This window comes from Staphylococcus sp. KUGN1, assembly GCF_045984185.1.
GTDB lineage: Bacteria > Bacillota > Bacilli > Staphylococcales > Staphylococcaceae > Staphylococcus > Staphylococcus warneri_A.
On the sequence record NZ_JBJQIL010000001.1, the window covers coordinates 358,713 to 385,138 of the forward strand.

At 32.3% G+C, this 26,426-nt stretch carries 18 protein-coding genes; 13 read left to right on the forward strand and 5 right to left on the reverse strand.

Going from position 1 to position 26,426, the window contains the following annotated elements; translation table 11 throughout:
* Window positions 1–156: 156 nt before the first annotated feature.
* A complete protein-coding gene (gene argH / locus ACJQQZ_RS01850; protein ID WP_124228444.1) occupies window positions 157–1,536 on the reverse strand; it encodes an argininosuccinate lyase in 1,380 nt (459 codons plus the stop codon).
* On the reverse strand, window positions 1,529–2,731 hold the full coding sequence (locus ACJQQZ_RS01855) for an argininosuccinate synthase (RefSeq protein WP_408023020.1): 1,203 nt from the start codon (window positions 2,729–2,731) through the stop codon (window positions 1,529–1,531). Before ACJQQZ_RS01855 ends, argH begins: the two co-directional genes overlap by 8 nt.
* Window positions 2,732–3,051: 320 nt before the next feature.
* Between ACJQQZ_RS01855 and ACJQQZ_RS01860 the strand changes: the two genes are divergently transcribed.
* The 8 genes from ACJQQZ_RS01860 (at window position 3,052) to ACJQQZ_RS01895 (ending at window position 15,487) form a co-directional block, all read left to right on the forward strand.
* A complete protein-coding gene (locus tag ACJQQZ_RS01860; protein ID WP_145505874.1) occupies window positions 3,052–4,383 on the forward strand; it encodes a glucose-6-phosphate isomerase in 1,332 nt (443 codons plus the stop codon).
* Between the two features lie 222 nt (window positions 4,384–4,605).
* Window positions 4,606–5,181 carry a TVP38/TMEM64 family protein gene (locus ACJQQZ_RS01865; protein WP_124228441.1) on the forward strand — a complete coding sequence of 192 codons (576 nt, stop codon included), beginning with the start codon at window positions 4,606–4,608 and terminating at the stop codon, window positions 5,179–5,181.
* Window positions 5,182–5,185: 4 nt separating this feature from the next.
* Window positions 5,186–5,707, forward strand: a complete 522-nt coding sequence (gene lepB, locus ACJQQZ_RS01870; RefSeq protein WP_002450796.1) for a signal peptidase I — start codon at window positions 5,186–5,188, stop codon at window positions 5,705–5,707.
* An 18-nt stretch (window positions 5,708–5,725) separates the two neighbouring features.
* A complete protein-coding gene (gene lepB, locus ACJQQZ_RS01875) occupies window positions 5,726–6,301 on the forward strand; it encodes a signal peptidase I (protein WP_124228440.1) in 576 nt (191 codons plus the stop codon).
* 499 nt (window positions 6,302–6,800) lie between these two features.
* Window positions 6,801–10,271, forward strand: coding sequence for a helicase-exonuclease AddAB subunit AddB (gene addB / locus ACJQQZ_RS01880; protein ID WP_145505877.1), 3,471 nt, complete (start codon window positions 6,801–6,803; stop codon window positions 10,269–10,271).
* Window positions 10,268–13,930 carry a helicase-exonuclease AddAB subunit AddA gene (gene addA / locus ACJQQZ_RS01885; protein WP_145505879.1) on the forward strand — a complete coding sequence of 1,221 codons (3,663 nt, stop codon included), beginning with the start codon at window positions 10,268–10,270 and terminating at the stop codon, window positions 13,928–13,930. Before addB ends, addA begins: the two co-directional genes overlap by 4 nt.
* Before the next feature lie 133 nt (window positions 13,931–14,063).
* The gene (locus tag ACJQQZ_RS01890; protein ID WP_002450792.1) at window positions 14,064–14,966 is read left to right on the forward strand and encodes a fumarylacetoacetate hydrolase family protein; all 903 of its coding nucleotides are present in this window, start codon (window positions 14,064–14,066) and stop codon (window positions 14,964–14,966) included.
* A 122-nt stretch (window positions 14,967–15,088) separates the two neighbouring features.
* A complete protein-coding gene (locus ACJQQZ_RS01895; protein ID WP_145505882.1) occupies window positions 15,089–15,487 on the forward strand; it encodes a YisL family protein in 399 nt (132 codons plus the stop codon).
* An 87-nt stretch (window positions 15,488–15,574) separates the two neighbouring features.
* On the opposite strand, the gene ACJQQZ_RS01900 is transcribed toward ACJQQZ_RS01895, so the two are convergent.
* Both ACJQQZ_RS01900 and ACJQQZ_RS01905 read right to left on the reverse strand, forming a co-directional pair.
* Window positions 15,575–16,891 carry a CoA-disulfide reductase gene (locus ACJQQZ_RS01900; RefSeq protein ID WP_145505885.1) on the reverse strand — a complete coding sequence of 439 codons (1,317 nt, stop codon included), beginning with the start codon at window positions 16,889–16,891 and terminating at the stop codon, window positions 15,575–15,577.
* A 75-nt stretch (window positions 16,892–16,966) separates the two neighbouring features.
* Complete coding sequence (locus tag ACJQQZ_RS01905; protein ID WP_293754843.1) at window positions 16,967–17,791, reverse strand: Cof-type HAD-IIB family hydrolase; 825 nt, start codon at window positions 17,789–17,791, stop codon at window positions 16,967–16,969.
* A 113-nt stretch (window positions 17,792–17,904) separates the two neighbouring features.
* On the opposite strand from ACJQQZ_RS01905, the gene ACJQQZ_RS01910 reads away from it, so the two are divergent.
* From ACJQQZ_RS01910 to clpB, 3 genes are all read left to right on the forward strand, one after another.
* Window positions 17,905–18,213, forward strand: coding sequence for a metal-sulfur cluster assembly factor (locus tag ACJQQZ_RS01910; protein ID WP_002450788.1), 309 nt, complete (start codon window positions 17,905–17,907; stop codon window positions 18,211–18,213).
* A gap of 493 nt (window positions 18,214–18,706) precedes the next feature.
* A complete protein-coding gene (locus tag ACJQQZ_RS01915) occupies window positions 18,707–20,509 on the forward strand; it encodes an acyltransferase family protein (protein ID WP_145505891.1) in 1,803 nt (600 codons plus the stop codon).
* Between the two features lie 386 nt (window positions 20,510–20,895).
* Window positions 20,896–23,502 (forward strand): ATP-dependent chaperone ClpB, encoded by a 2,607-nt coding sequence (clpB, locus tag ACJQQZ_RS01920; protein ID WP_145505894.1) that lies wholly within the window; start codon window positions 20,896–20,898, stop codon window positions 23,500–23,502.
* Window positions 23,503–23,684: 182 nt separating this feature from the next.
* On the opposite strand, the gene ACJQQZ_RS01925 is transcribed toward clpB, so the two are convergent.
* Window positions 23,685–23,876 carry a YjzD family protein gene (locus tag ACJQQZ_RS01925; protein ID WP_002450785.1) on the reverse strand — a complete coding sequence of 64 codons (192 nt, stop codon included), beginning with the start codon at window positions 23,874–23,876 and terminating at the stop codon, window positions 23,685–23,687.
* Between the two features lie 314 nt (window positions 23,877–24,190).
* Here ACJQQZ_RS01925 and ACJQQZ_RS01930 point away from each other — a divergent pair, with 314 nt between their 5' ends.
* Both ACJQQZ_RS01930 and fabF read left to right on the forward strand, forming a co-directional pair.
* Window positions 24,191–25,132 carry a beta-ketoacyl-ACP synthase III gene (locus ACJQQZ_RS01930; RefSeq protein ID WP_002450784.1) on the forward strand — a complete coding sequence of 314 codons (942 nt, stop codon included), beginning with the start codon at window positions 24,191–24,193 and terminating at the stop codon, window positions 25,130–25,132.
* 11 nt (window positions 25,133–25,143) lie between these two features.
* On the forward strand, window positions 25,144–26,385 hold the full coding sequence (gene fabF / locus ACJQQZ_RS01935) for a beta-ketoacyl-ACP synthase II (RefSeq protein ID WP_002450783.1): 1,242 nt from the start codon (window positions 25,144–25,146) through the stop codon (window positions 26,383–26,385).
* Window positions 26,386–26,426: the final 41 nt, after the last annotated feature.

Sequence of the window (26,426 nt, forward strand, 5' to 3'; positions counted from 1 at the left end):
CCTTTCTAATAATTTTTGAATACTTGATTATTATACTATAAGTTGACAGGCAATATAATTATAATTTAAAACAGTTGTTTTAGTTTTTATGTTGGAAGAGGAGAGGATTGGAGAGAAAAACAAGGAGAGACAATTTGTCTCTCCTTGCTAAATATATTATGAATTCATTAATTGTTGTGCAACTGATAATTGGTGTTTAACAGCATCTTGACCTGTTGAACCATAACTTTTACGACGTTTTAAACAATTTTCAGGCTTTAAAAAGTCATAAATATCAGCTTCGATACTTTCATGATGTGATTGATAATCTTCTAAAGGTATATCAAGTAAATAAATACCTTTATTAATACAATCTAAGACGATTTTTCCAACAATTTCATGTGCTGTTCTAAATGGAACGTTCTTACTTACTAGATAATCTGCTAATTCAGTAGCATTTGAAAAATCTTTAGTAACTGTTTCATTTAAACGGTTGGTATTTACCGTCATAGTATCTAGCATACCTTCAAATATTTTTAATGAACCTTTAATGGTATGAATCGCATCAAATAAGCCTTCTTTATCTTCTTGCATATCCTTGTTATAAGCTAATGGTAATCCTTTGAGTGTTACTAACATACTCATTAAATGTCCTGTGGTACGTCCAACTTTACCTCTAATCAATTCAGCCATATCAGGATTTTTCTTTTGAGGCATGATGGATGACCCTGTAGAAAAGGCATCAGATAAAGTAATGAATTTAGCTTCATCTGTAGACCAAAAGATAATTTCTTCAGAAAATCTTGATAAATGAACCATAGTTAATGAGATATTATGCAAAGTTTCAACAATATAGTCACGGTCACTTACTGCGTCCAAACTATTTTCATAAACTGCACTAAAATTGAGTAATTCTTGTGTTTCATGACGATCAATAGGATGTGTTGTCCCACTTAATGCTGCTGCACCAAGAGGGGAGATATCGATTCTTTTCATACTATCTTGGAAACGTGATTTATCACGTTCTAACATCCAAAAGTAAGTCATAATGTGATGTGCAAATGAAATAGGCTGTGCACGTTGCAAGTGCGTATAACCTGGCATAATCGTGTCGACATGTTGGTTAGCAATTGTCAGTATTGTTTGTTGTAATGATTTAATTAATTCAATAATGCCAGTTACTTCTTCTTTAGTATATAAATGCATATCTGTAGCTACTTGGTCATTTCTACTTCTTCCTGTGTGAAGTTTACCCCCAGCTTCACCAACACGTTGAATCAGTTCATGTTCAATATTTAAATGAATATCTTCTAATGACGCTTTGAATTCGATTTTATTTTGATGTACGTCTTTTTGTATTGCTTTTAGCCCTTCGATAATTGTATGGGCTTCATCTTGACTAATAATATTTTGATTAGCGAGCATTGTAGCATGTGCAATACTGCCTTGTACATCTTGATCGATTAGATTTTGATCGAAATCAATTGAAGCATTAAATTCATCAACCCATTCTTCTGGTTGTGCTTCAAATCTGCCTCCCCAAGCTTTATTACTCATTACTATAGCCTCCATGTAACATAGCATTGACTTGTGTTGGTAAACCATAAATATCGATAAATCCTACTGCAGCTTCTTGATTAAAGGCATCTTCTTTAGTATAAGTCGCAAGTTTTTCATCATATAGTGTATATGGTGATTTTCTGCCGTTTACAATCGCATTGCCTTTGAATAATTTAACTCTTACGTCACCTTCAACATATTGTTGTGTACTGTCTATAAATTGTTTAAGGCTATCAGTCAATGGTGAGAACCATAAACCATTGTACACTTGTTCAGAAAATTGCTTTTCAATGACTGGTTTGAAGTGTGCCACGTCTTTAGTAAGCGTAATTGTTTCTAATGCATTATGTGCTTTTAAGATGACTTCCGCACCTGGTGTTTCATAGATTTCTCTTGATTTAATACCTACTAATCTATTTTCAACATGGTCAATTCTACCAATACCATGTTTACCAGCTAATTCATTTAAATAAAGGATTAAGTCATCTAAATTGTAATCTTTACCATCAACTTGAACAGGTACACCATTTTTAAATGAAAGGATAATTTCATCAGCTTCATCAGGTGTATCTTCTAATGCATTCGTTAAATCGAAGGCATCTTCAGGGGGAGCAGCATATGGATCTTCTAAAATACCGCATTCGTTAGCTCTACCCCATAAATTTTGATCGATGGAATAAGGTGAATCATAGTTAATAGAAACTGGAATATTATGTTTGATAGCATAATCAATTTCTTCTTCACGACTCCATGCCCATTCTCTTACTGGTGAAAATGCTTTTAAGTTAGGATTAAGGGCTTTAATAGCAACTTCGAAACGTACTTGGTCATTACCTTTACCTGTACATCCGTGAGCAATACCTACTGAATTTGTTTTTTCAGCAATTTCAACTAACTTTTTAGAGATTAGGGGACGAGATAATGCTGATACTAATGGATATGCATTTTCATACATTAAATTCCCTTTAATAGCATAGCTAACATAATCATCACTAAATTCTTTTGTTGCATCAATGATGTGACATTCTACAGCACCCATTTTTAATGCTTTGTCATGAACAAGGTCTAAATCTTTACCTTCTCCTACATCTAAACAACAAGCGACTACATCGTATCCTTTGTCAATTAACCATTGTACTGCAACGCTTGTATCTAATCCTCCGGAATATGCTAAAACGATTTTCTCTTTCATATTTACACCTCAAATTATTTTCAGAATTTTAATATAAATTCATCATAGCAAATTCTTGATGAAAAATAAACCATAAAACTACATAAATATACATTTTAGGTATAACTTTTTAGAACCGAAATACATGTAATGGTTGATTTGTAGGTATTTTGATTAATTAATAATTTTTAGAAAATTGTATAAAGGGAGGGTGGTGTTTTGATGATTTAAGAAGATGACACTGAAAATTCACTTTTTGAATATAAAATAGAGACTTGTGAATTGAATAGCATATACAAACTTAGTAGAATTAAAGTAGTAAAACTTAGGAGGCTTTTTAGATGACTCATATTCAATTAGATTATGGTAAGACTTTAGAATTTTTTGGAGAACATGAATTAGAACAACAAAAAGATATCGTGAAGACATTACACAAAACGATACATGAAGGAACTGGTGCAGGAAATGATTTCTTGGGTTGGGTAGACCTTCCTGTTGATTATGATAAAGAAGAGTTTTCAAGAATTGTAGAAGCTTCTAAACGTATTAAAGCAAATTCTGACGTGTTAGTTGTTATTGGTATTGGTGGTTCATACCTTGGTGCACGTGCTGCTATTGAAATGCTAACATCTTCATTCAGAACAAATAATGACTATCCTGAAATTGTGTTTGTAGGTAATCATTTATCTTCAAGCTATACAAAAGAGTTAGTAGATTATTTAGCTGACAAAGATTTTTCTGTAAATGTTATTTCTAAATCTGGTACAACTACAGAACCAGCAGTTGCATTCCGTTTATTCAAACAATTAGTTGAGAATAAATATGGTAAAGAAGAAGCTAAAAAACGTATCTTTGCTACAACTGATAAGCAAAAAGGTGCATTGAAACAATTAGCTACGAATGAAGGCTATGAAACATTTGTAGTACCTGATGATGTTGGTGGTCGCTATTCAGTTTTAACTGCTGTAGGTTTATTACCAATCGCAGCTGCAGGTATTAATATTGAAGCAATGATGATTGGTGCAGCAAAAGCACGTAAAGAATTATCTTCTGACAAATTAGATGAAAATATTGCTTATCAATATGCAACAATCCGTAACCTTCTGTATAGCAAAGGTTATACAACTGAAATGCTTATTAACTATGAACCTTCAATGCAATATTTCAATGAATGGTGGAAACAATTATTCGGTGAATCAGAAGGTAAAGACTTTAAAGGTATTTATCCTTCAAGTGCTAACTACACAACTGATTTACATTCATTAGGACAATACGTACAAGAAGGTCGTCGTTTCTTATTTGAAACAGTTGTAAAAGTGAATCATCCAAAACATGATCTTACTATTGAAGAAGATAGTGACGATTTAGATGGATTAAATTATCTTGCTGGTAAAACAATTGATGAAGTTAATACAAAAGCGTTTGAAGGTACATTATTAGCACATACTGATGGTGGCGTTCCAAATATCGTTGTTAACATTCCACAATTAGATGAAGAAACATTTGGTTATGTCGTTTACTTCTTCGAACTTGCTTGTGCTATGAGCGGCTATCAATTAGGTGTCAATCCATTCAATCAACCTGGTGTAGAAGCATATAAACAAAATATGTTTGCTTTACTTGGTAAACCAGGATTTGAAGATATGAAGAAAGACCTTGAAGCAAGATTATAAGGTATCAATTGCAAAGCAAACATGATTAATTTTAAATATTAAAATATAATTGAAATCATACCGATGGAACATATTAAGTTTCATCGGTATTTATATTGATATTGAGAATAATCTAGGTCTTAAGATGTATTTATTAAATTCAAAAAAGATAGTTGTTTCAAAAAGCTATAATTACAACTATAATAAATATAGTAATGTTTACCGAAGAAAGGATTTGGGATTTTGTCGTTTGAACAGTTAGAAGAGTGGTTTGATTTATTTCGGCAATTTGGATATATTCCAGGTTTTGTGCTCATTTATTTTCGTGCGATTATTCCAATATTACCACTAACGTTATATGTCATATTAATAATGCATACATATGGTGCAATCGTAGGTATTATCATTTGTTGGCTAGGTATTGTTTCCGGTACTTTTACTATGTTTTTAATATTCAAGCGATTAGTCAACACAAATAAGATGAAGCAATTTAAAACTAAGCGATCTGTACAACGATTAATTAGTTTTATTGATAGACAAGGTTTAATACCATTATTTATATTATTATGCTTTCCATTTACACCAAATACCTTGATTAATGTCGTAGCAAGCCTTTCACATATTAAGATAAAGTATTATTTTATTGTACTAACTTTATCTAAATTGATTTCTATCACTGTATTAGGGATAATGGGACGAGAAGTAACGACTATTTTCACTAATCCGATAAGAGCAATTGTGACTATACTTTTTTTCATCATACTTTGGTTTATCAGTAAAAGAGTAGAAAAGCATTTTATGGGCTCTACTAAGGAGTGAAAAAGTGAAAACTGTTATTAAATATTTGATTTCCTTAATATTTGCGATTATTATTGTACTGTTTATCCAAACATTCCTAATTAGAGGAGCTATTGTCACAGATGACAATATGTCACCTACTTTAGTTAAAGGTGATAGGTTAATTGTTAATAAAATAAAAGTGACATTCAATTTATTGGATACTGGTGATATTATTATGTACAACATTGACGGACATACGCATTTTGGTAGGATTATAGGCGAACCAGGTCAATCTATTGAAATAAGAAATAATAAAATTTATCGTGATGATAGAGAAGTTAAAGATAAATTTGCGAAAAATAGACAATTAAAAAACTTTTCATTAAGAGATATGAAATATTCTGATGGCGATATCATTTCCCCTAAACATTATTTTGTGTTAAATGATAATGATCATAATCAATCAGACTCTAGACGCTATGGTTTAATTGATAAAAAGAATATTATTGGAGATATAAGTATTAAATATTATCCGTTTGAAGCATTTACGACAGATTTTAAATGAATATAAGAGGTGTCTAATTTGAAAAAAGAAATTATGGAGTGGGTTATTGCCATAGTAGTGGCAGTAGCACTGGTTTGGTTTATTAAAGATTTTGTTGGTCAACCGTATACAATTAAAGGTGATTCAATGGACCCAACATTAAAAGACGGTGAACGTGTAGTTGTAAATATTATGGGATATAAAATAGGTGATGTGAAAAAAGGGAATGTCATCGTTTTCCATGCTAACAAGAAAGATGACTACGTAAAACGTGTGATTGGGGTACCTGGTGATAAAGTACAATATAAAAAAGACCAATTATACATTAATGGTAAGAAACAAGACGAACCATATTTAAATTATAATGAGAAGCGTAAGCAAGTTGAATATATTACAGGTACTTTCCAAGTGAAAGATTTAGCTAATGCAAATTCTAAATCTAATGTTATACCTAAAGATAAATACTTAGTTCTAGGTGATAATCGTGAAGTAAGTAAAGATAGTCGTTCTTTCGGCTTAATCGATAAAGATCAAATTGTTGGTAAAGTATCATTCAGATTCTGGCCATTAAATGAATTTAAATTTAACTTTAATCCAGATAATACTAAAAATTAATATGATTTGAAGCGGTAGATGTTGTGATGACGTCTACCGCTTTTTTGTTTTACATATCTTGCCGGGGAGCAGGGACCCAAACATAGAGAATTTCAAAAAGAAATTCTACAAACAATGAAAGCTATGGTTACGACGAAATCTCAATATTAATTTAAATTAAAGGATCACCCTAGCTAAAGCTAGTGCGCATAAAGTCATACTTTTGCAAAGCAAATTAGTATGACTTACCTAATAGTGAAAGCTATTAGGAACAATAATTTATAAAAATGTTACATATAATATTGAGTGACTTGGCAGTAGTTGACTGAACTAAAATCAATATTCTATTAATCTTAGTTCTAGTCAACCTTGTAGAGGAGTGGGGCCCCAGATATAGAGAATTTCAAAAAGAAATTCTACAAGCAATGCAAGTTGGGGTTACGACGAAATCTCAATATTAATTTTAGAGATTTCTTTACCACTCCCGTGTTAAAATGTTGTCAAAGGAGTGAAGGCTGTAATGGAATTAAATGCATATATAGGTAGAGCTGGGACTGGTAAATCCACAACGATGGTTAACGAAATTAAAGATAAAATGAAACGTGACCCACTTGGAGATCCAATTATTTTAATCGCTCCAACACAAAGTACATTTCAATTTGAACAAGCATTTGTCAATGACGAAGCATTGAATGGTAGCTTAAGAACCGAAGTACTTCACTTTGAAAGATTAAGTCATAGAGTATTCCAAGAAGTTGGAGGCTTTACGGAACAGCGACTTTCTAAGGCTGCGACAGAAATGATGATTTATCATCTAGTACAACAATATCAAGATGATATGAAATTATATCGTTCGCAAGCTAAATATTTTGGATTTAGTGAAAAGTTAGCAGAGCAGATTCAAGATTTTAAAAAGTACTCTGTTTTACCAGAACATATAGATGAATTTTTAAATACACATCATGTTCAAACAAGAACAAAACATAAATTAGAAGATATTTCTTTAATATTTAAGCAATTTGAATCGAGAATGCACGGACAATTTATTACAGTAGAGGACTCATTACGTCAATTTATCAAACAAATGGATCAATCTGAGTGGTTGAAACGGTCAGAAATATACATAGATGGCTTCCACAACTTTTCAACATTAGAATATGAAATGATACAAGCATTGGTAAAGCATGCTAAGAAGGTAACAGTATTACTCACTACTGATGGCAATCAAGATGCTTTCAGTTTATTTAGAAAACCCTCAGCAGTACTTACTCATCTCGAAGATATAGCACAAAATTTGCATATTCAATTAAATAAAAATATCTTTACAGATATTTATCGCTTTGAAAATAATGACTTAAAATCATTGGAGTCACAATTTGATGCATTACAAATCACGCCACAGAAATCAGAGGGATTTATCGATATCTTCGAATCATCAAGTATGAGAGAAGAAATAAATGAAATCGCACGTCAAATACTTAAAGACACACGTGATAATCAATTACGTTTTCAAGACATTGCGATCCTCTATAGAGATGCGTCTTATGCGGATTTATTTGAATCTATATTACCTTTATATCAAATTCCATTTAATATCGATACAAAGCGTTCAATGACACATCATCCTATTATGGAAATGATTCGTTCATTAATCGAAGTCATACAATCTAATTGGCATATCAATGCAATGATGCGTTTGTTAAAAACAAATGTACTCACAGACCAATTTAAAAATAGCACCCATCTTATAGATTTATTGGAAAACTTTGCGATAGAACGAGGAATATATGGCAAAAAATGGTTAGATGATGAGATATTTAATATTGAAAACTTTAGAAAAATGGGACGTAAAGAACATCAACTGACTCAAGAAGAAAGAGACACATTCGAACAGGTAGTTAAATTAAAAACAGATGTCATCGATAAAATTTTATACTTTGAACAAGCCATGAATGAAGGCGAAACAGTACGTGATTTTGCGACGGCATTTTATGAGAGTATGGAGTATTTTGAATTGCCGAATCATTTGATGACTGAGAGAGATATGCTAGATAATGATGGCTATCATGAACAAGCTGAAGAAATTGATCAAATTTGGAACGGATTAATACAAATTTTAGATGACCTAGTGACCGTCTTTGAGACCGAAAATATGTCATTATCCCGTTTCTTGGAAGTGTTTGATATAGGATTAGAACAATTAGAATTTGTTATGATTCCACAAACACTAGATCAAGTAAGTATTGGTACCATGGATTTAGCAAAAGTAGATAATAAAAAGCATATCTTCCTAGTAGGTATGAATGATGGTTCAATGCCACAACCCATTTCTTCCTCTAGTTTAATTAGTGACGATGAAAAGAAATTATTTGAAGAAAATGCCCAAATTGAATTAAGCCCTACGTCAGATATTCTACAAATGGATGAAGCATTTGTGTGTTATATCGCGATGAGCCGTGCAACATCTAAAGTGACATTTTCATATAGTTTAATGGGGGCATCTGGTGATGAAAAAGAAATGAGTCCATTTTTAGCTCAAATTAAAGATATTTATCAAGACTTGAATGCGATAAATCTCCATCAGATGCATCAAGCGCAACCTATGTCGTTAATTGAACATGTACATCAGACTAAAATTAATTTGTTTGAATCACTTAGAGCGTGGTTAGACGAAGAAATTGTAGCAGATACATGGATAGATGCATTCCAAGTTATGAGAGATGACGAGCATTTAAATAAGGACCTAGATTACTTAATTACGTCTTTAACTTATGATAATGAGACAACACAACTTAGTGAAACACTGGCGCAAGACTTATATGGTAAAACAATCAATGCAAGTGTATCGAGATTCGAAGGATATCAACAATGTCCATTTAAACACTACGCTTCACATGGCTTACGACTCAATGAACGTACAAAATATGAATTACAGAACTTTGATTTAGGTGATATCTTCCATTCTGTATTGAAATACATTTCAGATCGGATCAATGGCGATTTTAAACATTTAGATCAAAAGAAAATCAAGTCATTAACTACTGAAGCATTAGAAACTATTCTACCTAAAGTGCAATTTAATTTACTGAATTCATCTGCATATTACCGCTACTTATCACGAAGAATAGGTGCCATTGTTGAGACGACACTCAATGCATTAAAATATCAAGGCGATTATACAAAATTCAAACCACAACAATTTGAAACAGGTTTCCGTAAAAAGCCTAAATCTGATGATGAGTTAATTGCACAATCATTAACAACTAAACAAGGTGTACCCATTAATATCAGAGGTCAAATTGACCGTATTGATACGTATACTAAAGACAATCAAAGCTATGTTAATATTATCGATTATAAATCGTCAGAAAGTAGTGCTACGCTTGATTTAACGAAAGTGTATTATGGCTTACAAATGCAAATGATGACATATATGGATATTGTGCTTCAAAATCAAGATAGATTAGGATTAACAGATATAGTTAAACCTGGAGGATTGCTATATTTCCATGTTCACGAGCCAAGATTAAAATTGAAAAACTGGTCGGAAATTGATCAAGACAAAATAGAAAAAGACTATATTAAATCATTTAAAATGAGTGGATTAGTTAATAGTGATGAAGATGTTTTAGATGCATTAGATATTCGATTAGAACCTAAGTTTAAATCCGATATAGTACCAGTTGGTTTAACGGCTAAAGGTGCTATTAGTAAAGCTGGTAGTCAAGTTGCGGATGAAAAAACCATTTATAAATTTATAGAACATAATAAAAATAACTTTATTGATACAGCAACACATATTATGGATGGTCACACAGAAGTATCACCACTTAAATATAAACAAACATTGCCGTGCCAATTTTGTAGTTATCAATCAGTATGTCATGTGGATGGTATGATTGATAGTAAACGATATCGCACAGTTGATGAATCGATTAATCCAAAAGAAGTAATACAACAAATGGAAGAAAATGGAGGTGAAGATGAATGATACCTACAAAACCTAAAGATGTTATTTGGACAGATGCACAATGGCGTAGTATTTATGCAAAAGGTCAAGATACGTTAGTAGCGGCTGCTGCAGGATCAGGAAAGACAGCTGTTCTTGTAGAGAGAATTATTCAACGAATTTTAAGAGATGAAATTGATGTTGACCGTTTATTAGTTGTAACATTTACGAATTTAAGTGCTAGAGAGATGAAGCATCGTGTGGATCAACGTATTCAACAGGCATCCATAGAAGATCCCAATAACGAACATTTAAAAAATCAACGTATCAAAATACATCAAGCACAAATATCCACATTGCATAGCTTTTGTTTAAAACTAATTCAACAACATTATGATGTATTAGATATCGATCCGAATTTTAGAACGAGTAGTGAAGCGGAAAATATTTTACTTTTAGAACAAACGATCGATGAGGTTTTAGAACAACACTATGATAAGTTAAATCCTGATTTCATTGATTTAACAGAGCAATTATCCAATGATCGTAGCGATACACAATTTAGAAACATAATTAAACAGTTATATTTCTTTAGTATTGCTAATCCTGATCCATTCCAATGGTTAAATCAACTCTCTGCACCATACGATGATGAAAGACAGCAAGATGATTTATTAAAATTATTAAACGATTTAGCAATGATTTTTATTAATGCTGGTCATGAGTCACTTGAAAAAAGTTATGAATTATTTTCAATGATGGAAGGTGTTGAGAAACAATTAGAAGTTATTGAACAAGAACGTCGATTTATACGTGATTTATATCATAACGATCAATTACAGGTTGATGTACTTGTTCATCATCAATTTGTAAGTCGATTCCCAAGTATTAGCGCTAAAATAAAAGAAGAAAATGCGATGATGCTCGACGCTCTAGAAGATGCAAAAGCCTCATATGATAAATATAAAGACCTGATTAATAAAGTAAAAAACGATTATTTTTCAAGAACTCCAGAAGATTTAAAACGCGATATGCAATTACTTGCACCGCGTGTGCGCTATCTTTCAGAAATTGTGAAAGATGTCATCCATGATTTTAGTAAGCATAAGCGAAGTCGAAATGTATTAGATTTTGCAGATTACGAACATTTTGCACTTCAAATTTTAACCAATGAAGATGGTACACCTTCAGCCATCGCTGACATGTATCGTCAACATTTTTCTGAAATTTTAGTGGATGAGTATCAAGACACGAACCGTGTACAAGAGAAAATCTTATCTTGTATTAAAACGGGAGATGAGTCGAATGGTAATTTATTCATGGTTGGTGACGTAAAGCAATCCATTTATAAATTTAGACAAGCAGATCCTAGCTTATTTATTGAAAAATATAATCGATTTAATGTGGATGGACAGAATGCAGGAATGCGTATTGATTTATCGCAAAATTTCCGTTCACGTAAAGAAGTATTATCTACTACTAATTATTTATTTAGGCATATGATGGATGAAGCAGTAGGTGAAATCACTTACGATGATGCTGCACAATTGTATTATGGCGCACCATTTGATGAAGTAGATCATAATGTAGAATTACGTACATTAGTAGAAGCTAGCTCTGAAAATAGTAAATTAACGGGTACTGAGCAAGAAGCCAATTATATCGTTGAACAAGTAAAAGATATTTTAGAACATCGAAAAGTCTATGATATGAAAACAAATACGTATCGACCAGCGACGTATAAAGATATCGTTATTCTAGAACGAAGTTATGGCCAAGCACGTAATTTACAACAAGCATTTAAAGATAATGATATCCCTTTCCATGTCAATAGTAGGGAAGGATATTTTGAACAAACAGAAGTACGTTTAATATTATCGTTTCTTCGCACAGTTGATAATCCATTACAAGATATTTATTTAGTCGGGTTAATGCGTTCAGTGATTTATCAATTTACAGAAGATGAATTAGCTAATATTCGCGTATTTAGTCCGAATGATGATTATTTTTATCAATCGATTCAACAATATATAAAAAATGATATGGCTAATAAAAAATTAGTAACTAAGTTAAAACGATTTTTAGCTGATATTCAACATTATCAAGATTATAGTCAACGTTACCCTGTCTATCAATTAATTGATAAATTCTATAACGACCATTATGTGATTCAATATTTTAGTGGACTCATAGGTGGCAGAGGACGTCGTGCAAATCTTTATGGCTTGTTTAATAAAGCAATTGAATTTGAGAATTCAAGTTTCCGAGGATTATACCAATTCATTAGATTTATCGATGAGTTGATTGATAGAGGTAAGGATTTCGGTGAAGAAAATATCGTAGGTCCGAATGATAATGTGGTTAGAATGATGACCATTCATAGTAGTAAAGGATTGGAATTCCCATTTGTCATTTATTCAGGACTATCTAAACGATTTAATAAAAATGATCTGAGTAGACAAGTTGTATTGAATCAGAAATATGGTTTGGGTATGGATTATTTCGATGTTAATGAAGATATTGCGTATCCTTCATTATCTTCAGTTGCTTACAAGGCAATTAACGAGAAGGAAATGATTTCTGAGGAAATGCGTTTAATTTACGTTGCATTAACACGTGCCAAAGAGCAGTTAATTCTAATAGGAAGAGTAAAAGATGAAAAAGAGTTGGGCAAATTAGAAAGGTTACCAATTTCAGGAAATCATCTTGCTGTTAATGAACGTTTAACTGCATCAACACCATTTACTATGATTTATAGTATTTTAGCTAAATATCAATCTTCAAGTATTACGAATGATCAAAAGTTTGAATCAGACATTGAACAATTAGATAGTAATGTTAAACCGAGAGTGAATTTATATGTAGATAACTTCGAAGATATTTCTACAGAGACCGTAGTTTCAGAAAGTGAAATAAGAACTGTGGAAGATATTGAACGTTATCAAAGCGGTAATGATGACATCAAAGCTAAAATTAAAGAAAAACTTACATTTGAATATCCATATCAAAAGGATATTGAAAAACCATCAAAGCAGTCTGTATCTGAATTGAAGCGTCAATTAGAAACAGAGGAAAGTGGTACAAATTATGATCGAGTGCGTCAATACCGTATTGGTGTATCAACATACGAAAGACCTAAGTTTTTAAGTCAACAAGGTAAACGTAAGGCGAATGAAGTGGGAACATTGATGCACACAGTCATGCAGCACTTGCCATTTAAAAAAGATAGATTAACTGAAACCGAGTTAGACGAATATATAGATCTTTTAGTTGAAAGAAATATTATCGAATCAGACGCTAATGAGGATATAAGATTTAATGAGATTATGACATTTATACAAAGTGATTTATACATGAATATTGCATGTGCTGATCGCGTTTTCCGAGAACTGCCATTTGTAGTCAATCAAGCTAAAGTGGATCAGTTAGAGTTAGTTGATGAAGGTGTATCGATTATTCAAGGTATGATTGACTTGATTTATGTGAGTGAAGGTCAATATTACTTTGTAGATTATAAGACAGATGCCTTTAATCGTCGAAGAGGATTAACAGATGAAGAAATTGGACAACAATTGAAAGATAAATATCAAATTCAGATGAAATATTATCGCAACACATTAGAAACGATTCTTCAAACCAAAGTTAAAGGTTATCTATATTTCTTTAAATTTGGCATGTTAGAAATTGATAACCATGAATGATTTAAGACTATCCAAATGCAATATCATCATTAATCTGTAGAAACTTTCTTAATTTTCTTACTTATATATTTGTTATTTCGTGGTCATTATAGTTATAATATGTATTAAGATATAGATGAGGAGTTGATTATGAATGAAATTTTTATCATTCAAGCATAATGACAGAACTTCATACGGTGTTAAAGTTAAACGTGAAGATGCTGTTTGGGATTTAACATTAGTATTTGCTGATTTTGCGGAAAGTGATTTTCATCCAAAAACATTATTAGCAGGGTTACAACAAAACCAAACGTTAGATTTCCAAGAACAAGTACGTAAAGCAGTTGTTGCTGCAGAAGATAGCGGTAAAGCTGAAGATTATAAAATTTCATTTAATGATATTGAGTTTTTACCTCCAGTTACACCACCGAATAACGTTATTGCTTTCGGTCGTAACTATGAAGACCATGCGAGTGAATTGAACCATGAAGTACAACGTTTATACGTATTTACTAAAGCTGCGTCATCATTAACAGGTGATAGTGCCACAATTCCTAATCATAAAGATATTACAGATCAATTAGACTATGAAGGTGAATTAGGTATTGTCATTGGTAAGTCTGGAGAAAAAATCCCTAAAGCGCTAGCATTAGACTATGTTTATGGTTATACAATTATTAATGATATTACAGACCGTAATGCACAAAATAATCATGACCAAGCATTTTTATCTAAAAGTTTAACTGGCGGTTGCCCAATGGGACCATATATCGTTACGAAGGATGAACTTCCTACTCCTGAAAATGTTAACATTGTAACTAAAGTTAATAATGAAATCCGTCAAGATGGTAATTCTGGTGAAATGATTTTAAAAATTGACGAGTTAATTGAAGAAATTTCTAAATACGTTGCTTTACATCCAGGAGACATTATTGCTACTGGTACACCAGCTGGAGTGGGTGCAGGTATGCAACCACCTCAATTTTTACAACCAGGCGACGAAGTAAAAGTAACAATTGATAATATCGGTACTTTAACAACATATATTTCAAAATAATTGATGGAATTGTATAATGTTAAATAACAAAGTAGCTATCTTGAAGGTATTAAACTTCAATGATAGCTACTACTTTTATGTTATGATAATTAAAGTAAATAAATTAGTGGGGGGACATTGTCTTGTTACATGTTCATATTTTAAGTTGGGTATTAGCAATCATTTTATTTTTTGCAACATACTTAAATATTTCAAAAGTACAAGGAGCATCACCATATTTTAAACCTTTACAAATGTTGCTAAGATTATTTATGGTATTGGCGCTTATTTCTGGATTCTGGGAATTAATTAAAGAATTCGCAGCAGCAAGCCAAGGTGAAGGTGGCAATCATATGTTACTTACATTGAAAATGCTTTGTGGCTTAGGCGTATTAGCATTGATGGAAGTTTCAATTGCTAAGAGAAAGAAACATGAAAATAGTGATAAATTATTCTGGATGACGATTGCATTAATTATCGTAACTATCGCAATCGGTATTATTCTTCCATGGGGACCAATCAGTAAGATGTTCGGTTTATGATAATAAGTCATAAACCATGTTTATGTAAAATATAGGAGGTTGAGACATAAAGTTTTTGGGCTTTTGTCTCGACCTCTTTTACTTTATTTATTGTGCTTTGTAACCAATCATATTGATTAAATCTTTGGGATGACTATATGGTGGAGCGTAGGCAACTTCGAATTCTGTTAATTCATCAACTGTCATATTATTTTGCATCGCCATTGATAAAACATCAATTCGTTTATCTACGCCTTCTTGACCAACTGCAGCTGCACGTATGATTACTCTTGTATCTTCATCATAATAAACTCTTAAATGTACGGGTGTATTACCTGGGTAATAACCTGCATGTGCACCTTGATTCGTTTCAACCATTTTATAATTAAAGTGAGATAACTCATCAGGTTTGACGCCAACACTAGCAAATGTATAATTAAAGAATTTTACAATATTTGCGCCAAGATATCCTTTAAATTTAATATTGCTTTTTCCAACAAGTTGTTCTGCGATTACACTGGCAGCACGATGAGCGCCCCAAGCGAGAGGTACATTAGCTTTTAAGTTCACGTGTCTGTAATGGGATGTGATGACATCGCCTAATGCATAGATATTATGAATATTAGTTTGGAAATAATCATTAACCGGTATAAAGCCCTTGTCATCAATTTGGATATTAGATGACTTAATAAATTCAGAATTAGGTTTTGTACCGATACCTTCAATGATGATATCAAATTGTTCTTTTTTACCAGATTTGAATGAAACGTCATGACCATTGATATCAGTGATTTCTTCATTTAAACGATACTCAATATGTTTTTCTTCTAGTTCATCAAAGATAGGTTGATTCATATCTTGATCCATTAATTTATTGACTTGTTCGGAGCGATGAATAAGTGTGATATCTAACCCACGTTGATATAAATTTTCAAGCACTTCAAGCGAAATATAACCGGCACCTACAATAAGTGCTTTATGAACGTCATGAGTATCAATATATTCATTAATTGCATCAGTATCTTCTAAATTCCTTAAAGTAAAGGCCATGTCAGTATTAAAGTTAAGTCGATTGGCACTGCAACCAGGACTAAGTATTAAATAATCATAAGGTTCTTCAAATGTTTCGTCAGTTGTTCTATTTTTTACAGTAACAGTTTGACGCGTATCATTAATAGCTATGACTTCATGATATGTTTTTACATTAATATGCTTTTTGTCATAAAAGGCTTCAGGTGTATACGCTAAAACTTTTTCTCTTTCAGTGATTGTATCGCTTAAATAATATGGTAAAGCACAATTTGCAAAGCTCATATCTCTATCTTTTTCAAATACAGTAATCTCACTACTTTGATCTAAACGTCTAATTTGGCTTGCACAAGTTGCACCACCTGCAACAGCACCTACTACAACAATTTTACTCATTTGACAACCTCCCTATATCATAAAAATTCTGAGATAGGACTATGTGACCTTCTCAGATTGATTTAACATCCTGATCTATGAATAATATCGGATATTTAAATTAAAGAAGTCATTTAAATATCTACCAATACCATCATTGTTGTTACTAAATGTAGTTTCATCAGCTATATCCTTTAGTTCTTGTAAACCATTATCCATAGCAATACCATGTTGTGCATATTTAATCATTTCAATATCATTATCTTCGTCACCGAAAGCAATAATATGTTGTGGATCAATATTTAAAAACTGTCTGACTTGTTCAATACCACGCGCTTTATTAATACCACGTTTAACGATTTCTATCACTGGGAAAGGTGCGCCCCAACGACGATGTTCTATATTTTCAGCATAAAAATGAGTCAATTTATCTTTTATTTCTGGGATTTTACTTTCTTCAGCTTCTACTAACAGTGATGTAGGTGCTTCATTAAGTTGTTCAAGTAAGTTACCAGTTTGGATTCTAGGATTCCCCATAGAGAAACCTTCAAACAAACGAGGATCATGATTATTGATAAAAACATAATCTTTAACTTCTGCAATGATATTAGTCACTTGAAATTGTTGTAACTTTTCGATGATATTTTTTGACATATCAATGTCTAATACTTCATGTATTGTTTTGAATTCATCAGATTTAGGGTGATGTACATAGGCACCATTAAAGTTCACAACTGGTGTATCCATATTTAACTCATGATAATAAATTTGGCTCGCTCGGTATGGGCGTCCAGTTGCTATCATAATGGAGTGACCGCGTTGTTGTAATTCAGTTAACACTTGTTTCGTATAATTAGAAATTTCTTTATTATCATTTAGTAAAGTTCCATCTAAGTCTAAGCAAATTAAATAAGGTTGCATAACTATCTCCTTATGTCGTTGTAATATATTGTAGTAGTATCATAGCATTTTATTGGCGTTTTGTCGGATATTTGATATATTAGTATAAAGATAAATATAGAGAGGTGATACTAATGGAAGAGGCGTTAAAAGATAGTATCCTAGGGGCTCTAGAAATGGTAATCGACCCTGAATTAGGCATTGATATTGTTAATTTAGGTTTAGTATATAAAGTTGATGTGGATGATGAAGGACTTTGTACTGTTGAGATGACATTAACTTCTATGGGTTGTCCTTTAGGACCGCAAATTATCGAACAAATTAAAACTGTTTTAGCAGAGATTCCAGAAATTCAAGATACTGAAGTAAACATTGTATGGAGTCCACCATGGAATAAAGACATGATGTCTAGATACGCAAAAATTGCACTAGGCGTTGGATAATCTTTATGACAAAGAATAAGAATGGTCATGTAGTTTAATGCACGAATTGTGTATAGGATACTATGTGCCATTCTTTTTTATTTTTGAAGCGTATGACCATGCATATATAAGTCAAACTCTGACGTATTATTCCTAAATATAAAAAAATTCTTTGGAAAATTATCAGAAAAACAAATCGTCAATAAAAATATAGTATTCATTTAGTATTTAAATTGAATTTATATTACGGTTGTATTACAATATTTAAGACTGATTGTAACTAGAACACAATAAATTTAAGTTGTGAATAAATTGTCAGTAGAGTAACCTTAGTCCAACTCTACTGACTATTAAAGTTAATCTGTTTTGAAAATGATGATTTAGACATTTTATAAGACATACATATCTCTTTTAACTTAAGACTCGAATGACATTGATGTATTGATTAATCATATTAATTAGTAAGATGTCTTAAACGAAATTCGAAATGATTCTATGGGGAAGAAAGTGAAATATGGAAAAAGAATATAAAAGAACTAAAACTAGGGGTAAGCGATTAAGATATATGCCTGGTTTGGATGGATTAAGAGCGATAGCCGTTATCGGTATTATCATTTACCATCTAAACAAGCAATGGTTGACAGGCGGCTTTTTGGGCGTTGACACATTTTTTGTTATTTCAGGTTATCTAATAACAAGTTTATTATTAAAAGAGTATGAAGAAACTGGCATTATTAATTTAAAGAATTTCTGGTTACGTCGTTTAAAACGACTGGTACCAGCAGTATTAGCGTTACTTTTAGTAGTAGGAATAGCAACTTTACTATTCAAATCTGAAGATATAGTTAGAGTGAAACATGATATTATAGCAGCTATATTCTATGTTTCAAATTGGTGGTATATAGCTAAAGATGTCAACTACTTTGAACAGTTCTCGTTTATGCCATTAAAACATCTATGGTCGTTAGCGATAGAGGAACAATTTTATTTATTTTTCCCTGTTGTTTTAATTACACTATTGCTAACTATAAAGAAATATCGAAATATTACATTGATTTTTTGGATTATTTCATTATTATCACTCATGCTAATGATTGTGATTTCACAACCTCATCTTAATCATTCAAGAGTGTATTTTGGAACTGATACGAGACTCCAAACATTATTATTAGGTGTGATTTTAGCTTTCTTATGGCCGCCATTTAAACTTAAAGCCGAACCACCTAAAGTTTTACAACGAGCAATTGATGGCGTGGGATTCATTGGACTGGCCTTTTTGATCTTGCTGTTCTTTACAGTTCAAGATGAAAGCGACTGGATATATGATGGCGGTTTTTATATTATTTCTACTATGACTTTGTTGATTATAGCAAGTGTTGTTCATCCATCTACACTAGTATCAAAGTTATTAGGCAATCCATTGTTTGTTTATATCGGTAAACGTTCATATAGTTTATATTTATGGCATTTCCCTATTATAAGTTTTGTACATAGTCATTTTATTGCTGGTCAAATTCCGTTTTATGTTTACATTGTGGATATTATTTTAACAGTGTTATGCGCTGAAGCTTCATATAGATATATCGAAACACCATTTAGAAAAGAAGGTTTAAAGGCATTCACATTGAAACGTAAATACAAACCTGCGCTTATAAGAACAATTGCAATTATAATATGCATCATTCCGTTTGCATTTATTATGGGTGGTGCCTTTGATGGTTTAGGTAAAGATAAAATCGATCAAAAATCCAATTCATTCAATACTGATTTAGAAAATAAATATTTAATAAGAATGATTCCAATAGATAAAATTGGCCAAAAAAGTAATAGAGATACAGATGTTTATACTGATATTAGTCCATTGCTAATCGGAGATTCGGTAATGGTAGATATAGGTGAAAACTTTAAAGATAGAGTACCTAAAGCTAAAATTGATGGTAAGGTTGGTCGTAACTTATACCAAGCAATTCCACTAGTTGAAGCCAATTATAAACAATACAATAAAAAATCAGACCAAGTTATTTTAGAATTAGGTACTAATGGAGATTTTAATAAAAAGCAACTTGATGATTTAATTAATAAATTTGGAGATGCGCAAGTATATTTAGTCAATACCAGAGTGCCAAGAGGTTATGAGGATCATGTCAATAAACTTATGGCAGATGCAGCTAATGAAAAAAGTAATGTAACATTAATCGATTGGTACAAAAGGTCAGAAGGACATACAGAGTACTTTGCGCCAGATGGCATACATTTAGAACATAGTGGTGTAGAAGCCTTAACAAATGAAATTTTAAGTAAGATTAAAAAGAAATAATCATCCAACAAATTAATAAATCAAACTAATCATACGTGTATGATTTTACTAAAATATATTGAATGGTGAATAAATTCATAATAAAAACCCGAGATACTAGATATCTCGGGTTATTTTGTATCATTTAACAAAACCGTTTGATGCGGTTAAATGAAGTTATTAATACTTTGTTTGTTGTTTGAATTATTGGGAAATAGAATAATAAAAGGTTTGATTCATCACATTTGATATTAAAAATAAACCTAAAAAATATTACAAAAAACAAGCTTAAGTTGTTGATAATTTATTAGAAGGGGACTATAATGTAGTTAAGGTCAAAGAAAGTCAAAGTCAAATCGAAAATTTTTTACCTTTGACCGACTCTAAAATGATAGAGGTGAATACAATTGGATATCAATAAAATGACATATGCTATACAAGGTTCATTACAAAGAGCCATTGAGTATAGTAAAGAATTTGAATTACAAAATATCGAAATTGAAGCAATTTTAAAAGCGACATTAAATGAAAGTGAAAGTTTAATTAAGAGTGTTCTAGAACGTGCAAATATTGATGTAGAAGAACTAGAAAAAGCTTATGATAATAAATTAAAAGCTTATCCAACTGTACAAGGAGATAATGTACAGTATGGTCAATATATAAGTGCAAAAGCGAATGAATTGATGAATAAATCTGAAACATATATGAACGAATATGATGATGAATTTATTTCAATGGAGCATGTGCTTCGTGCAGCAATGGATATTGATCAAACTACACAAAACTTTATAGGTAATAAAACTGAAGTGGTTAAAGAAATAATAAATAAAATAAGAGGGGGAAATCATGTGACTAGTCAGAACCCAGAAGTAAATTATGAAGCATTAGAAAAATATGGACGTGACTTAGTAGAAGAAGTATGTCAAGGTAAAATGGATCCGGTCATTGGCCGTGATGAAGAAATTCGTAATACAATACGTATATTAAGTCGTAAAACAAAAAATAATCCTGTATTGATTGGTGAACCAGGTGTTGGTAAAACGGCGATTGTTGAAGGATTAGCACAACGTATTGTTAAAAAGGACGTACCTGAATCATTATTAGATAAAACCATTTTCGAACTTGATTTAAGTGCATTAGTTGCAGGTGCCAAATTTAGAGGTGAATTCGAAGAGCGCTTAAAAGCAGTACTTAAAGAAGTTAAGGAATCTGATGGTAGAATTATATTATTTATAGATGAAATTCATATGTTAGTAGGCGCTGGTAAAACGGATGGCGCAATGGATGCAGGAAATATGTTAAAACCAATGTTAGCACGTGGTGAATTACATTGTATTGGTGCTACAACATTAAATGAATATAGAGAATATATTGAAAAAGATTCAGCTTTAGAACGTCGTTTCCAAAAAGTGGGTGTCAGTGAACCAGATGTAGAAGACACAATATCCATTCTACGTGGTTTAAAAGAACGCTATGAAGTGTATCATGGTGTACGTATTCAAGACCGTGCATTAGTTGCAGCAGCAGAACTTTCCGACAGATATATTACTGATAGATTCTTACCAGATAAGGCTATTGACTTGGTTGACCAAGCATGTGCAACGATTCGTACGGAAATGGGATCAAATCCGACTGAATTAGACCAAGTGAACCGACGTGTAATGCAATTAGAAATTGAAGAAAGTGCATTGAAAAATGAATCTGACAATGCTAGTAAACAACGTTTAGAAGAACTTCAAGAAGAACTTTCAAATGAAAAAGAAAAACAAGCGTCATTACAATCACGTGTAGAACAAGAAAAAGAAAAAATTGCGAAACTACAAGAAAAACGAGCAGAATTAGATGAAAGTAGAAAAGCATTAGAAGATGCACAAACTAATAATAATCTTGAAAAAGCAGCAGAATTACAATATGGTAAAATACCTCAATTAGAAAAAGAATTAAAAGAATTAGAAGATGTTTTCCAAGATGAACAAGGCGAAGATAATGATAGAATGATTCGTGAAATTGTATCTGATGAAGAAATTGGTGATATCGTTAGTCAATGGACTGGTATACCAGTTTCTAAATTAGTTGAAACAGAAAGAGAAAAATTACTTCACTTAGGTGACATTCTTCATAAACGTGTGGTTGGACAAGATAAAGCTGTAGACTTAGTATCAGACGCAGTTGTACGTGCAAGAGCAGGTATTAAAGATCCGAATAGACCTATCGGTAGTTTCCTATTCTTAGGACCTACAGGTGTAGGTAAAACAGAATTAGCTAAATCATTAGCAGCATCACTATTCGACTCTGAAAAACATATGATACGCATTGACATGAGTGAGTACATGGAGAAACATGCAGTGTCTAGATTAATTGGTGCCCCTCCAGGCTATGTAGGCCATGATGAAGGTGGTCAATTAACTGAAGCAGTAAGACGTAATCCTTACTCAGTTATCTTACTTGATGAAGTAGAGAAAGCACATAGCGATGTGTTCAACGTATTACTTCAAATATTAGATGAAGGTCGATTGACTGATTCTAAAGGTAGAAGCGTGGACTTTAAAAATACAATTATTATCATGACTAGTAATATCGGTTCACAAGTACTATTAGAACAAGTTTCAGAAACAGGAGATATTAGTGAATCAACTGAAAAAGCAGTCATGGATAGTTTACATGCTTACTTCAAACCTGAAATTTTAAACCGTATGGATGATATTGTGTTATTCAAACCATTATCAGTAAACGATATGAGTATGATTGTCGATAAAATATTAGGTCAATTGAATATGAGATTAGTTGATCAAAGAATTTCCATTGAAGTAACTGACGAAGCGAAAAAATGGTTAGGTGAAGAAGCTTATGAACCTCAATTTGGTGCACGTCCATTGAAACGATTTGTACAAAGACAAATTGAGACACCATTAGCTCGTATGATGATTAAAGAAAACTTACCAGAAGGTACTAAAATAAATGTAGATCTTAATAATGATAACGAATTAACATTTGACGTGACTAAACCAGAATAATCGTGTTAATTCATAAAGAACAACAGGCTAGAAGAGCAATTCTAGCCTGTTGTTTTGTTTGTATTGGAAGATAAACAAAACAAAGCTGGTAGCGACTATATTAAAGTGCGCTACCAGCATTTTTTGTAATTAATAACAAATGTCTCGACTATTACAAGAGATGACCATTTGTTTAATTTTTATTATTCGTATTGTTCTGACGTACTTTTTGGACTTATTGTAGCAGCTAAGATAGCAACTGCTACAGTAAAGATAACAGCCATGATGATTGGAGATACGACGTTTAACGCACCGCCACCATTTAAACTATTCAATACGAAATTGACCATTTGTAATAAGACTAATGCCCAAATAAATGTCATGAGGTATTTCATTGTATGTGACCTCCAATATAATATATACCTTTATTTTAATAGAAAAATACATGTTTGTATAGAGCGAATCAGAATGTAGTAAGATATATAATCACATTAACGATATATGATATCATTATTAAAATAATCATTAATTTCAGAGATATGATTTGATTTGTATTAAACAAATGCAAATATAGGTTATCATAATAGAATCAGTACTTTATTTTGTTTATCATTTAAATGATAAATAAAAGTGATATGCTTGAGTTTAAAAACAGTAATATGTTAAATTAATACCTGGTATTAAAAATTTATTAAGAAGGTGTACAACCATGGATGTGGGTATTAAAGGTTTCGGAGCTTATGCTCCAGAAAATATAGTAGACAATGCCTATTTTGAACAATTTTTAGAAACGTCAGATGAATGGATTTCTAAAATGACAGGAATCAAAGAAAGACATTGGGCAAATGAAGATCAAGATACTTCAGATTTAGCTTATGAAGCAAGTGTTAAAGCAATTAAAGATGCTGGTATTCAACCAGAAGATATAGATATGATTATTGTGGCGACAGCTACTGGAGATATGCCATTTCCAAGTGTAGCGAATATATTACAAGAACGTTTAGGTACAGGTAAAGTGCCTACAATGGATCAACTTGCAGCATGTTCTGGATTTATGTATTCAATGATTACAGCTAAACAATATATTCAATCTGGAGATTATCATAATATTTTAGTTGTCGGTGCTGATAAATTATCTAAGATCACTGACTTAACAGATCGATCTACGGCAGTTTTATTCGGTGACGGTGCTGGCGCAGTTGTCATTGGCGAAGTATCAGAAGGTCGTGGTATTATTAGTTACGAAATGGGATCTGATGGAAGCGGTGGCAAATACTTATATTTAGATAAAGAAACTGGTAAATTAAAAATGAATGGACGAGAAGTATTTAAATTTGCAGTTAGAATTATGGGCGATGCGTCAACACGCGTTGTTGAAAAAGCAGGTTTAACTTCTGATGATATCGATTTATTTGTTCCTCATCAAGCTAATATAAGAATTATGGAATCAGCTCGTTTACGCTTAGGTATTGAACCAGAAAAAATGAGCGTATCTGTAAATAAATACGGCAATACATCTGCTGCATCAATACCATTAAGTATCAATCAAGAGCTAGAAAACGGTAAAATTAAAGATGACGATACTCTTGTCTTAGTAGGTTTCGGCGGAGGCCTGACTTGGGGCGCAATCGTTATCAAATGGGGAAAATAGGAGGATAACTAATGAGTGAAAATAATAGAGTTGTTATTACAGGTATCGGAGCCTTATCTCCAATCGGTAACGATGCTGAAACAACATGGCAGAATGCATTAAAAGGAGTTAATGGTATCGATACTATCACACGAATTGATACTGAAAATTATAATGTGCATCTTGCTGGTGAATTAAAAGATTTTAATATCGAAGACCACATCGATAAAAAAGAAGCACGCCGTATGGATAGATTTACTCAATATGCTGTTGTAGCGGCTAGAGAAGCGGTCAAAGATTCTCAATTAGATATCAAAGCTAATGCTAACCGTATTGGTGTGTGGATTGGTTCTGGTATTGGTGGTATGGAAACATTTGAAACGGCGCATACACAATTGGTAGAACGTGGACCAAGACGTGTCAGCCCATTCTTTGTACCAATGTTAATTCCTGATATGGCTACAGGCCAAGTATCTATTGATTTAGGTGCTAAAGGACCAAGTGGTTCAACTGTTACAGCATGTGCAACAGGTACTAACTCAATTGGTGAAGCATTTAAGATTATCCAACGTGGTGATGCAGATGCAATGATTACTGGTGGTACTGAAGCACCAATTTCTCATATGGCTATTGCAGGATTTAGTGCAAGTCGTGCATTATCTACAAATAATGACAAAGAAACGGCATGTCGTCCATTCCAAGAAGGTAGAGATGGATTTGTTATGGGTGAAGGTGCAGGTATTGTGGTAGTAGAATCACTAGAATCTGCAAAAGCACGTGGTGCCAAAATTTATGCTGAAATTGTTGGGTACGGTACAACAGGCGATGCTTATCATATTACTGCACCAGCACCAGAAGGTGAAGGTGGTTCTAGAGCAATGCAAGCTGCATTAGATGATGCAGGTATTGAAGCAAAAGATATTCAATATTTAAATGCGCACGGTACAAGTACACCAGTAGGTGATTTATATGAAGTACAAGCCATTAAGAATACATTTGGCGATGCAGTCAATAATTTAAAAGTAAGTTCTACTAAATCAATGACTGGTCATTTATTAGGTGCTACTGGTGGTATTGAGGCAATCTTCTCTGCACTTTCAATTAGAGATTCTAAAATTGCACCAACGATTCACGCTGAAACACCAGACCCAGAATGTGATATAGATTATGTTCCGAATGAAGCGCAAGACTTAGACATTACACATGCAATGAGTAATAGTTTAGGATTCGGCGGACATAATGCAGTATTGATATTCAAAAAATTTGAAGATTAATAAATATAAAGCGCAAGTGTGAATTACATCGCACTTGCGCT